This is a genomic window from Kocuria sp. WN036 (genome assembly GCF_002287015.1).
GTDB classification, from domain to species: Bacteria; Actinomycetota; Actinomycetes; order Actinomycetales; family Micrococcaceae; genus Kocuria; species Kocuria rosea.
Window position 1 is genome coordinate 1 of sequence record NZ_NSKF01000050.1, and the last position, 11,593, is coordinate 11,593.

The 11,593-nt window shown below is 66.7% G+C and carries 13 protein-coding genes and 2 pseudogenes; 5 read left to right on the forward strand and 10 right to left on the reverse strand.

Annotation, left to right across the window (positions count from 1 at the left end; all coding sequences use genetic code 11):
- Positions 1 to 182 (reverse strand): annotated as a pseudogene (locus CK505_RS18725) (IS30 family transposase); the annotation flags it as partial.
- Between the two features lie 740 nt (positions 183 to 922).
- Between CK505_RS18725 and CK505_RS17630 the strand changes: the two are divergent.
- A complete protein-coding gene (locus tag CK505_RS17630) occupies positions 923 to 1,555 on the forward strand; it encodes a recombinase family protein (RefSeq protein ID WP_017831921.1) in 633 nt (210 codons plus the stop codon).
- Positions 1,556 to 1,692: 137 nt separating this feature from the next.
- Here the strand turns inward: CK505_RS17630 and CK505_RS17635 are convergent, their stop codons facing one another.
- The 5 genes from CK505_RS17635 to CK505_RS17655 form a co-directional block, all read right to left on the reverse strand.
- Positions 1,693 to 2,112: a hypothetical protein gene (locus tag CK505_RS17635; protein ID WP_017831922.1), complete on the reverse strand. Its 420-nt coding sequence runs from the start codon at positions 2,110 to 2,112 to the stop codon at positions 1,693 to 1,695.
- Between the two features lie 605 nt (positions 2,113 to 2,717).
- On the reverse strand, positions 2,718 to 3,110 hold the full coding sequence (mscL, locus tag CK505_RS17640; RefSeq protein ID WP_031282206.1) for a large conductance mechanosensitive channel protein MscL: 393 nt from the start codon (positions 3,108 to 3,110) through the stop codon (positions 2,718 to 2,720).
- A gap of 369 nt (positions 3,111 to 3,479) precedes the next feature.
- The gene (locus CK505_RS17645; protein WP_017831924.1) at positions 3,480 to 3,680 is read right to left on the reverse strand and encodes an antitoxin; all 201 of its coding nucleotides are present in this window, start codon (positions 3,678 to 3,680) and stop codon (positions 3,480 to 3,482) included.
- A 233-nt stretch (positions 3,681 to 3,913) separates the two neighbouring features.
- Positions 3,914 to 4,225: a transcriptional regulator gene (locus CK505_RS17650; RefSeq protein ID WP_017831925.1), complete on the reverse strand. Its 312-nt coding sequence runs from the start codon at positions 4,223 to 4,225 to the stop codon at positions 3,914 to 3,916.
- The gene (locus tag CK505_RS17655; protein ID WP_017831926.1) at positions 4,222 to 4,689 is read right to left on the reverse strand and encodes a hypothetical protein; all 468 of its coding nucleotides are present in this window, start codon (positions 4,687 to 4,689) and stop codon (positions 4,222 to 4,224) included. The genes CK505_RS17650 and CK505_RS17655 overlap by 4 nt, the downstream gene beginning before the upstream one ends.
- 226 nt (positions 4,690 to 4,915) lie before the next feature.
- Between CK505_RS17655 and CK505_RS17660 the strand changes: the two genes are divergently transcribed.
- On the forward strand, positions 4,916 to 5,509 hold the full coding sequence (locus tag CK505_RS17660) for a recombinase family protein (protein WP_017831927.1): 594 nt from the start codon (positions 4,916 to 4,918) through the stop codon (positions 5,507 to 5,509).
- A gap of 132 nt (positions 5,510 to 5,641) precedes the next feature.
- Here CK505_RS17660 and CK505_RS17665 read toward each other — a convergent pair whose 3' ends face one another.
- Positions 5,642 to 6,889, reverse strand: coding sequence for an IS256 family transposase (locus CK505_RS17665; protein ID WP_095651877.1), 1,248 nt, complete (start codon positions 6,887 to 6,889; stop codon positions 5,642 to 5,644).
- Positions 6,890 to 7,256: 367 nt separating this feature from the next.
- The gene (locus CK505_RS17670; protein ID WP_197722635.1) at positions 7,257 to 7,763 is read right to left on the reverse strand and encodes a RidA family protein; all 507 of its coding nucleotides are present in this window, start codon (positions 7,761 to 7,763) and stop codon (positions 7,257 to 7,259) included.
- A gap of 58 nt (positions 7,764 to 7,821) precedes the next feature.
- On the opposite strand from CK505_RS17670, the gene CK505_RS17675 reads away from it, so the two are divergent.
- On the forward strand, positions 7,822 to 8,574 hold the full coding sequence (locus CK505_RS17675; protein WP_017831929.1) for a hypothetical protein: 753 nt from the start codon (positions 7,822 to 7,824) through the stop codon (positions 8,572 to 8,574).
- 114 nt (positions 8,575 to 8,688) lie between these two features.
- Here CK505_RS17675 and CK505_RS17680 read toward each other — a convergent pair whose 3' ends face one another.
- Positions 8,689 to 9,399, reverse strand: a complete 711-nt coding sequence (locus CK505_RS17680; protein ID WP_017831930.1) for a hypothetical protein — start codon at positions 9,397 to 9,399, stop codon at positions 8,689 to 8,691.
- A gap of 121 nt (positions 9,400 to 9,520) precedes the next feature.
- On the opposite strand from CK505_RS17680, the gene CK505_RS17685 reads away from it, so the two are divergent.
- Together CK505_RS17685 and CK505_RS17690 are read left to right on the forward strand one after the other, a co-directional pair.
- Positions 9,521 to 10,024: a DUF3830 family protein gene (locus tag CK505_RS17685; protein ID WP_017831931.1), complete on the forward strand. Its 504-nt coding sequence runs from the start codon at positions 9,521 to 9,523 to the stop codon at positions 10,022 to 10,024.
- Between the two features lie 111 nt (positions 10,025 to 10,135).
- Positions 10,136 to 11,345: pseudogene (locus CK505_RS17690) on the forward strand (Glu/Leu/Phe/Val dehydrogenase); the annotation flags it as partial.
- A gap of 32 nt (positions 11,346 to 11,377) precedes the next feature.
- Here the strand turns inward: CK505_RS17690 and CK505_RS17695 are convergent.
- Positions 11,378 to 11,593: IS3 family transposase (locus CK505_RS17695; protein ID WP_141246867.1), on the reverse strand; the 216-nt coding region annotated here is incomplete at its 5' end.

Below are 11,593 nucleotides of genomic sequence, written 5' to 3' on the forward strand. Positions count from 1 at the left end.
GATGGCTGCGCCTCGGCTCTTCTGGCCGGAGCCAGTCCGCCGAGCTCGGCCCGCCACCGGTACCCGGTCTTACGCCCGATCCCGACCATCCGGCACGCCTCGACCGTGCCCACCCCGGTAAGGATTAGCGCCCAGTACTCATCTTCCAGGACCAACCGCCGCTTGCGTCCTCTGATGCCCATCTCCATCCCCTTCATCTACAGGGATGTTGCGACGACCGCTAGAACCCACCGTTGAATCCGCCCGGCGATAGGGGGTCAATTTTCGTTCGGCGTTGACACCACGCGGTGCCGGATCAGGAGCAGTGCCATAGTGGTCTCCCCGAGGACTGGATTGACGGGCGCGCCCGACCCAATGGTGGGAGGGCGCTGGTGACTACGTGCCACGCTACGCCCCGCTCGGTCGCCCCGGAAGGGGCGACCGAGCCGGGTCCGGGGCAGGACGCGGATGACGCGTCGACACCTGCCGATTCATCAGTCTCTTATGAGCGATTCTCGGTCAGTGGTGCCGCTCGACGCCGCCAAGTGTCGCTTTCAGGAGCCGACCGCACTCTCGGGCCAGTTATCACGTGGATAGTGCGGTCGACCTGTGCTACTGAGACGAAGGATTTTGCTACAAACTCGCCGACCGGCCCAAACCGTCCATTCGGGTGTGAGCCGCGGCGACAAGTGGTGGTGTTGTGACAGAGCTATACGGCGGCATCGAGGTCTTGCCTCTCGATCGGAGTCGTCGGACCGGCCGAGCTCGAGGTAATCAACGGGTTGACCGGCCGCGGGCGACCGTCCCACTTCCTTGGTAGTGGGACGGTTGGTCGCAAGAGCGTCAGATCGAGGTTGGCATCGGCGATTCCTGTTCCATAAGTTGGGTCAAAAGTACAGTTCCGTTTCAGCTGTACGGATCCGACCTTCGGTACGCTGTCGTCGTGGATTTGGGTTATGCGCGGGTCTCGACGGCCAAACAAGACCTCGATCGGCAGATCGATGCCCTCCGACAGGTGGGGATCGCGGCGGAGCGGATCTATGTGGACAAGAAGTCCGGGGCCACGACTGACCGCCCCGGGCTGACCGCGGCGCTGGCTTATGCCCGGGAGGGTGATGTGATCGTGGTGCATACCTTGGACCGGCTGGGGCGCACCGTGCGCGACACTCTGAACCTGATCCATGATCTGGCCGAGCGGGGGGTGGGGGTGCGCAACCTGGCGGATCCGATCAAGGTGGACTCCACCAACCCCAATGATCCGATGGCGCAGTTGGCGGTGGTGCTGCTGGCTTTGTTCGGTCAGATGGAACGCACCTACACCCTGGAGCGGGCCGCCCACGCGAGGGCGGTGGCCACGGCCAAGGGGCGGCGGATCGGGCGGCCCTCCGTGGTGGATGCGGACAAGCTGGCCTACGCGGTGCACCTGCGCGAGACCGGGCACACCATGGCGCAGATCGTGGCGAAGACCGGGATCACCCGCACCACGCTCTACCGGCACCTGCCGCCCCGGCCGGTCGAGTCGGTCACGGTCGAGTCGGTCACTGCTGCCGAGGCCGAGCGGGGTGCCGCGGGCTGATCAGGTTACGGCGGTGGCTGGGGGTGGGCAGGGTCCGGTGTGGAGGTTGCGCTCCGGCCACGGGGTCAGCCACAGCTTCAGGTGGATCTCGTTCCACCTCGGGGTTGGTGGCCGGTCGATAGGTGATCGGGGTGGTTTCAGCAGTCCAGGTGCTGGAGATCGTCGAGCAGCCATTCCGTCAGCTGTGCGGCCGGCACCACGGTCGTGGCCGCACGCAGCTGCCGGGTTTCCTCGGGCGAAAGAGTCGCACCGGTGGTGTTCGCGGTTTCGGTGGTGTGCACGACTCGCGCGGTGGCATAGCCGGCGGCCAGGGCCGCACTCCAGAGCGGGTGGCGGTCGTATCCCGGGTGCGCCGGATCGGAGCTGCCGAGCTCCAACCACCGTGTCGAGGTCAAGGGGTAACGGGCGAGGGGCATCAGACACTGGTGCAGCACCCAGGTGACATCGGCCCAGCGGCCCGCGGGAGTGGCCACCATGGGGTAGTAGGTGGCGACCCAGTGGGTGGGGGAGTGCGGGTACAGCTCAACGGCGAGAGTCCCGGAGGCGGAGGCGTCCATGCCGGCTTCCTGGTTGCTGGTGAAGAATCACGTCGCGAAAGCGGCCAGGGATGAACCCCACTGCGGACGAAGACGAAACCCGATGGTGATGGTCCACGGTAGACACCACACGGACACCGAGGGAAGCACGCTGATCCTTGTGACCTGCGGCATCTTTCAACTGAGGGGATGCTTGACGTCTCATCCACGGTGGGTCGGCTGTTCGACTCGTGTGGGAGTGATGCCGGCCATAGGTCATGTCGCGGGATCCCCATGGGTGGTGCGATCGGGAGCCAATGCGACCCTCACGGCCAGCGTCACAGGATGTTGCGCGGCGCCGGCTGCCCGGTGTTCCCGCCCCACACCATTCCGGTGCGGTGGAGCGCCGCTGTGGTTGGTTGTGGCTTAGCACTCCCAGATCGGATCCCTTGCGCCTGAGGTTTCGCTCCCTCGGGGCCGAGTCGCTCATAGGGTCGAGGCGCTCATGGGGTCGAGGTGCTCACCAGGGCGAGGTAGTGACGACTGCTGTCCGGGTCTGGCTTGACGGGTGTCACCTCGTCCGGAGGACAGGAACGGGGGGCCTGCCCCGGGGTAGGGACAGGCCCCCGTCAAGGATGGGTTTGAACTCAGGAGCGCTGTTTGAGGGAGTCGCGGATCTCGGTGAGCAGCTGCACCTGCGGGTCGACCTCCTCCTCGGCCGGGGTGATGCCCAGGCGCCGGTTGCGGGCCTCGATCAGCTTGTTCATGGGCATGATGATCGCGAAGTACACGGCGGCGGCCACGAGCAGGAAGTTCACCAGCGCCGTGAGCAGCACCCCGAACTTGATGTCGTTGCCGTTGAGAGTGACCATCGCGAACGAGTCGAAGTTGGGTGAGCCCACCAGTGCGGAGATGGCGGGCATAAGCACGGACTCGACCAGGGCGTTGACGACCTGGGCGAAGGCGGCGCCGATGATCACGGCGACGGCGAGGTCCAGGACGTTGCCCTTCATGATGAATTCTCTGAATCCTTTAAGCATGCGCTCAGACTACCGGTGTTGAGCTCCCCCGGAGCCGCTCCCATCCACCTTTAGAGACGCTTTCGAGAACTTGCGATGCGCCGGTGGCGGCATATCGGTCTGAGCGGCCACTACTGTCGGCACCCACGGGTTCTGTATGCCCGTCTCCTGCGGGTGGACAGGGGGGTGGCACCGGGTGCAGGGGGCGGGTCTTGACGGGGAGAGCGGTAGTAGCCGGCTCGGAGTGCGCAGCAGCGGGTCGGCCCGATGTCGGGGGATCCGCCTCCCGTGCCCGGGTCGGGGCGCCGGTTCTTCGAGCTCAAGGGGGCGGGCACGGCGCGGGCCTCGGTCCCCCCAGGGGGGGCCGAGGCCCGTGATACCCCGTCTGGATCAGCCTTGCTGGTCCTCAGGGTTCTGCCCGCCGAGCAGGCCGCCGGCGTGTTCCTGAGCCTGGTCCACCTGGTCCTGGAACTTGTTGCCGGTGTGGTCATCGACCATGTCGCCGCCGCGCTGGATGCCCTGCTCCACCTTGTCCGGGTTCTCGCCGGCGAAATTCTTAGCCTTGTCCGCAAAGCCTCCGATATCCACCATGCTGACTCCTTCCTCGATCGGTCAGGGCGAATCCTCTCCGCCCGGGAACTCCCCAGCCTGGAGCACCGCTTCGATTCATGTCAATCGATCGCCGAAAAGACCCAGGGTGTGGAAGTGCGCACGGTAAGGGGTGCGCGATGACTCGTCCGGGAAAAGGGATCAGCCCCTCCAGCCGGGCAAATGAGGTGGCTGCTCCTGGCTGTCCTGTTCCGGAAAAGGGAACGTCTGAACCTCTACACGCCCTCAGCGATGGCGCGCAGAGCCTCGAGGTGACCGGTGTAGGCGGTGCGCCCGGTGGGAGTGAGCGAGAGCCAGGTGCGGGGGCGTTTGCCGACGTAGCCCTTGCGGATCTTCACGTAGCCGGCGGCCTCGAGCTGGGCCGCCTGTTTGGAGAGCACCGAGTCGGAGACCTCCACGGTGTCGCGCACCCGGGCGAACTCGGCCTCGTCGACCTGGGCCAGGGCCGCGACGATGCTCAGGCGCACCGGGGCGTGAATGAGCTCGTCCAGCCGGTGCCGGGCGTGGCGTCCTGCCCTGGTGCTCATCTTGCCCCCCAGCGGATCACGACCGCAGCCACCAGAGCGGGAACGGCGGCCACGGTCGCCCCGGCGGCGACCATGGGCCAGGTATTGGGGGAATTCTGGGCGGAGAGGTTCAGCCACGGCAGCACCACGGTCAGCGTCAGCACGAAAGAGGCTGCGATCCCGCCCCGCGACCACGCCTTGGCCCGGCGCGGCACGGTCCGCGCCACCCGCTCGATCCAGCACACCGCTACCACCCAGGCAACTACGAACACCGCGGTGGCCACGGTATAGCTCACCCGGTCGGAGCGCATGTTCTGGGCGGCCATGTAGAGGACCGTGATCACCCCGAACACCGCCGTCGCCCCGGCATGCACCGCACGGTCTCGGGAGGTGACCAGGGGACGGCTCCGGATAGCGTCCAGCCGCTGCCGGGCTTGGTCGGGGGTGAGGTGATGGCCCACGGGGTCCTCCTGCAGAAAAGACATGATGTCACGATCAAAGCAAATACTTTCCACTCTCACAAGTATGTGCCTTGGACCAATTGCTGCTCATCAGCCCACCGCCCCTCCCAACTCATGGGATGCGAGACGTCTCGTCCGAGAAATTTTCGCCCGCATGTTTCCGCGGTTCGGTATGTCTCGCATCCTTGTGCTTTATCACTGCCCCTAGAATCGGATACTCAACGTTAGTTGCGAGACAAATGAGGTGGACATGGGGAAGATGATCGGCTATGCACGCGTGTCTACGCGTCAGCAGGACGCAGACCGTCAAATGTCTGACCTGCTGACCGCTGGCGTGCGACGCGATGACGTTTACACGGACCATGGAGTGTCTGGAGGGCGCGCGTCCCGTCCCGCCTTCGACAAGGCAGTGGCCGCCCTCGAGGAGGGTGACACGCTGGTCATCACTACGCTGGACCGACTGGGTCGGTCGACGCAGAACATGCTGGCCTTCGCAGAAGCGCTGCGGGGGAGAGGGGCCGGGCTGCGGGTACCCAACCTCGGTGGGGGAGACGTTGATACGGCCACCCCGATGGGGTCGATGGTTTTCACCGTCATGGCGGCGCTGGCCCAGATGGAGCTGGAGATCAAGCGGGAGCGGATCACCGACTCGGTGGCCAAACGTAGGGCGGCCGGCAAGGACCTCGGCGGCCGGCGCCAGACCTTCACAGACTCCCAGATCCGCAACGCCCTGCGCCTGATCGAGTCCGGGGAGCCAGCCACCCAGGTCGCCCGCGATCTCAGCATGTCCCGCGCGACCTTGTACCGGCGGATCCAGGAGCTCCCGCAAGCGACCATCATTTGAGGCCGTCGTTACCTGTGGACACCGTGGTGCGTATGACGCAGCTGTGCGGGCTTTTCATCGCGCGGGGTAAACGGGCATGACAACCACGCCTGGTCAAGCCCCGAGAAGTGGTGTAGCGATCTTTCGTAGGGGTCAGGCAGTGAGGGCGGTCAGGGGGTCGGGGATCACCTCGCTTCCGGTGCGGGCCACGGGGGTGAGCCGGCAACGGGTGAGGACCTCGAGTCCGAGGTAGCGGCGGCCCTCGGCCCACTCATCGGTCTGCTCGGCCAGCACCGCGCCCACGAGGCGAACGATGGCGGCTCGGTTGGGGAAGATCCCGACCGCGTCGGTGCGCCGGCGGATCTCCTTGTTCAGCCTCTCGGCGGGGTTGTTGGACCAGATCTGCATCCACACGTCTTTCGGGAAGCCGGTGAAGGCCAGCAGGTCCTCCCGGGCGTCGGCCAGGTGCTCAGCCACCTCGGGCAGCTTCTCGGCGACGTAGTCGATCAGCCGGTCGAACTGGGCGTTCACCGCGGCGGCATCGGGCTGGTCATAGACCGAGTGCAGCATCGCCTTCACGGCCGGCCACATGCTCTTCGGGCAGATCGACATGAGATTGGCCGCGTAGTGGGTGCGGCACCGCTGCCACCCGGCCCCGGGCAGGTTCGCCGCGATCGCGTCCTTGAGCCCGGCGTGGGCATCCGAGGTGACCAGGCGGACCGCGCCCAGGCCCCGGGCCACCAGATCGGCGAAGAACTCGTTCCACGCCGCCCCGGTCTCGGCCGTGGCCACCCGCATGCCCAGGACCTCCCGGTGGCCGTCGCCGTTGACCCCGGTGGCCAGCAGCACGACCGCGTTCACCACCCGCCCGCCCTCGCGGACCTTCATGGTCAGCGCGTCGGCGGCCACGAACGTGAACGGCCCGGCCTCGTCCAGGGGCCGGTGGCGGAAGGACTCCACGTGCTCGTCGAGGTCACCGGCCATCCGCGAGACCTGGGACTTCGACAGGGAGTTGATGCCCAGGGTCTTCACCAGCTTGTCCATCCGGCGGGTCGAGACCCCGGCGAGGTAGCAGTCCGCGACCACGGTGATCAGGGCGGACTCGGCCCGCTTGCGCCGCTCCAGCAACCACTCGGGGAAGTAGGTGCCGGTGCGCAGTTTCGGCACGGCGACGTCGATCGTGCCGATGCGGGTGTCGAGGTCGCGGTGGCGGTAGCCGTTGCGCTGCGCAGACCGGGTCGGGGTGGGCTTGCCCCATTCGGCGCCGACCACCGCCTCGGCATCAGCAGACAAGAGAGCGTTGATCACCGTCTGCAACAAGCTGCGCATCAGATCCGGGGACGCGTCGGACAGGGCTTCGCCGAGCAGGCCAGCAGGGTCGACAATATGAGGAGCGGTCATCGTGATGATGTCCTTTCGAGGGTGCTGTGAGAGGTGAACTCGAAAGATCTCACGGTGGCCGCGCTCTCGTCGGCAACGACGAGCAGGGCCACCGCGCTACACCACTATCGGGGGCTCAACTCCACGCCTGGTTGCGGGCCCTCCACACGGGCGCATCCGGGCCCGCTTGGGGTCCCCGTTGCGCACTACTTATTCAAAGTCTTGGGGACCTCATGCGATGAAGAACCCGATGATCCCCCTGCCGGGGCTGGCGGCTCAGGTGTCGTGGGACGACCCTAAAGGTCTCTCTTCGGCTCTGCGCTGGGCGGCAGGTCTGCATATCGCCAGGACGACCTTCACAGCCCACAGTCGATCGGTGAATCGAGGCTTAGGGCTGAAGGAGTATTACCAGGCTGACTTCCACGACGGCTCCGTCGGGGAGGCTCGTCACGCCAACGGCGGCCCGTGACGGACGACCGCTCTCTCCGAAGGCGGCCAGCAGCTCGTCGGAGGCTCCGTCGAGCACGGCAGGGTGGGCGGTGAACTCCGGCACTGCCGCCACGTATCCGGTCATGGACACCACGCGCTCGACACGGTCGAGGCCGCCCAGGTGGTGGGCGAGACTGGCAAGGCAGTTGCGCACGGCCAGCCGCGCACAGCCGCGGGCGTCTTCAGGGGTAGGTCCCTTCGGTATGCCAATCATTCCTCGATGAACAAGAGTTCCCTGCACCGCGTGGGTGTGACCGGCGGTGAACACCAGGAGCCCGGCCTCTGTGACTGGCACGTAGGCGCCGGCGGGTGTGGGCGTGGGTGGGAGCGTCCGAAGGTAGGCATCAAGGTCGGTGCGGGCGCGGCCCTGGGTGGGTGGCTGAGTGGGTGGAAGATCAGGAATCACGCGATTCTCCTTATCATCAAATTATTGTCGACGATCAGACACTATGGGAAGATGAGACATGCCTAACATCCAAAGGTTCGTTCCCGAAGGCCCCGAGCCCGATCGCGTCATCGGCGTGGTCAATCCCTATGACATGGCGTTGGACCGGGAGCTGTGGCGCTGGATGCCCGACAACGTCTCTCTGGCTGTTGCCCGGACCCCCCACCACCCCATGGTGGTGGACGAAATCATGGCAAGTGCTCTCGGCGACGACGCCGAGATCCGCTCCACCGCCCGATGCCTCACCGCAGTCGAGCCGGAGGCTGTGGTCTTCGCCTGCACCTCCGGGAGCTTCGTCAATGGGATCGAGGGGGCGCGGAAGATTTCCGCGGCCATCAGGGAGGAGACTCGTGCCCCCGCGGTGACCACGTCCGAGGCCCTGCTCGAAGCGTTGGACGTCCTAGGGATCACCCGGCTGGCCATCGCCACGCCCTACGTCCCCAAGTTGACGGAGCGGCTCGAGGACTTTCTGGCCGCCGACGGGCGCACCGTCGTGGGGACTGCGGGCCTGGGCCTGGACCGCCTGATCTGGCACGTGCCCTACAACGTCACTGCCGATCTCGTGCGCCAGGCCGACCACCCGGATGCGGAGGCCGTGTTCGTCTCCTGCACCAACCTGCCCACCTTCCACATCATCGCGGCCCTCGAGGAGGAGCTCGGTAAGCCCGTGCTGACCGCGAACCAGGTCACCGCGTGGGCGGGCCTGCGACGGCTCGGGCTGCCCTTGGTGACAGAGGACCAGCGCCTGGGTGAGGTGGGGCGCGCCGCCTGAGGCGGAGTGGCCCGCCCAACGATGACGGATGAAAGGCGACGACGGCGCCCCTGAGGTGGGGCGTCGTCGTCGGCGGAACCGCTCGGCGACTCGGCGACCTGCTCAGCGTCCCGCTTAGTGACTGAACAGGGCCCCGAGCCCCTCGGTGCGGGCCGGGTGGCCGGCTAAGCGGAGCCCCTGCCAGGCGGTGACCTGGTTGGCGGTCAGCACGGGCACGCCGAGGATTTCCTCGAGCCGGGGCAGCGCGGCGACCGTATGCAGCGCCGTGTCCGGGATGAGCAGGCACTCCGCGCCGGTCAGGTCAGCGGCGCGGGCGGTCTCCAGCACCCATTCCTCGTCCAGCAGGCCCGCGTCTTCGCCGCTGGGAACGTCGTAGGTGGACAGGGCGGTGACCGTGATCCCGTCCTGCTCGAGGAGCCGTGCGAAGTGTGAGGCGACGTCCTCCGGGTAGGTCGCGGCCACCGCGACTCTGCTCAACCCCAAGTGATGCACCGCCTGGACGAAGGCCAGGGAGGTGGAGGAGGACGGGACGCCGGCGGCTTCCTGGATCCACCCCGCCTGTTCGCGGCACCCCTCCGAGCCGTAGACGAAACTGCCCGAGGTGCACGCCCACATCGCCGCGTCGGGAGAGAGGCTCCGGGCCTTTTCGGCCGACGGCACCAGGTTGGCTCGGGAGCCTAGAGCCAGCAACGCCTCGACGTCGTGGTCGGTGCTGCCCTCCCAAGTGTGGATCACGGGGAAGGAGGTGTTCGGGATGAGCTCTTCAAGGGCGGGGAACTCGTCCTCCGCGCTGTGGCCAGGATAGAGGATGGCGACGGTGTGCATGGTGGTAGAGATCCTTTCGTGGTGTGTTGCGTGCCTCACAAAAAAGCTTACAGTTGGATTGTAGACAATCATAGGGTGCCGTTTCGTGGCGCCTCTGCCTTCGACCGAACGGGGACGATCCATGAGCCGATACATCACCATCACCTTGGAGAAGCGGGGCGTCACCGCCCGGGCGCGCCTGCTCGACGATGAGGCGCCGCGCACCGCCGAGGCTGTGTGGCAGGCCCTGCCCCAGTCGGGGCAGGTGTTCCACGGCAAGTTCGCGCGCAACGAGATCTACGCGCTCGTTCCCGCCTTCGCCGCGGAAGAGCCCGGTCCGGAGAATCAGACGATCACTCCAATCACTGGGGACCTGTGTTACTTCACGTTCGAGGGTGTACTCGACAATCCCGCCTACGGATACGAGGCCTCGGCGGGGACCTCTGAGAACCGCCTGCTTATCGACCTGGCCGTCTTCTACGGGCGCAACAACCTTTTGGTGAATGGCGACGTGGGATGGGTGCCGGGCAACGTCTTCGCGACGATCGAGGAGGGGATGGAGGAGTTCGCCGCCGCGTGCCAGGACGTCTGGATGGGCGGTGCGCGCGGGGAGACGCTCAGCTTCGCCCGCGCCGAGACGGTCTGACTCGAAGCCCCACGTCGGCGGGACGGGGTGTCCTCGGAGGATTCAATAACGTAGGATTGTAAACAATCAGGCACGTGCCTGGTTGGTTCCGAATCCCAGGACACGAGGTCAATGACGACGACAACCGCACTTTCTGTCCCCGCCGAGCTCTCGGCCAACCCGCTTGACGACGCCCTCAGCCAGCTGAAGGCCGCCGTCGAGACCCTCCTCCTACGGGCCGGGCCAGCACCAGATGCTGGCCCGGGCCCGCCGTGAGATGTCGGTGAGCATCCCGCTGCGGCGTGATGACGGCACCGTGGAGGTGTTCACAGGGCACCGGGTGCAGCACAACTTCTCCCGCGGGCCGGCGAAAGGAGGGGTGCGGTTCAGCCCCCACGTGACGCTGGACGAGGTGCGCGCGCTTGCCATGTGGATGACCTGGAAGTGCGCCCTGCTGGACGTCCCGTACGGCGGGGCCAAGGGTGGAGTCACCATCGACCCCCGTAACTACTCCCCGGCGGAGCTGGAGCGGGTCACCCGTCGGTACACGAGTGAGATCCTGCCGATCATCGGTCCGGAACGAGACATCCCCGCCCCGGACATCGGCACGGACGAGCGCACGATGGCGTGGATGATGGACACCTATTCCACCAGTGTGGGCTTCACCGTGCCCTCTGTCGTCACGGGCAAGCCGGTCAGCCTGGGTGGGTCGCTGGGCCGCTCTTCGGCCACGTCCAAAGGAGTGGTGCACATCGCCCTCGCAGCCCTGGCCCACCGCGGCCTGCGGCCACACGGGAGCACTGCCGCGGTCCAGGGCTTCGGCAAGGTCGGGGCGGGCGCGGCCGAGTTCCTCGCCGAGGCCGGGGTGAGGGTGGTGGCCGTGGGGGACCAGTACGGATCGGTCCACGCGGCCAGCGGGCTGGACGTCCCGCGCCTGCTGGCGCATGCGGAGCGGACGGGGTCGGTCATCGGTTTCGAGGGAGCTGATGCGATCGGCTCCGATGAGCTGTTGGAGCTCGACGTCGATCTGCTGATCCCTGCCGCGGTGGAGGGCGTGCTGCACGTGGGCAACGCGCACCGTGTGCGTGCAGGAATCGTCGTGGAGGGAGCCAACGGTCCGACGACGGCCGCAGCCGACCGGCAGCTGCACACCCAGGGCGTCCTGGTAGTCCCGGACATCCTCGCCAACGCGGGAGGCGTCATCGTCTCCTACTTCGAGTGGGTCCAGGGCAACCAGGCGTACTGGTGGACGGCTGATGAGGTGGACGAAAGGCTCGAGCGCCGGATGCTCCAGGGGTGGACGAGCGTCCTCGAGACCGCCCGCCGCCGTGAGGTCACGCTGGGGACTGATGCACCGATAGGTGACAGGTTGGGTCAGGCAGCCTGAAGGGCTGGTGTGGTCATGATGGTCTCGTACTCGATGGGGGTCAATCTCCCGAGCGCGGCTTGGCGTCGCCTCCGGTGATAGGTGCGTTCGATCCAGACCACGATCGCCATCCGCAGCTCCTGGCGAGTGGCCCAGCGACGGCGGTCCAGGACGTTCTTCTGCAGTAGTGCGAAGAAGCTCTCCATGGCCGCGTTGTCGCCGGC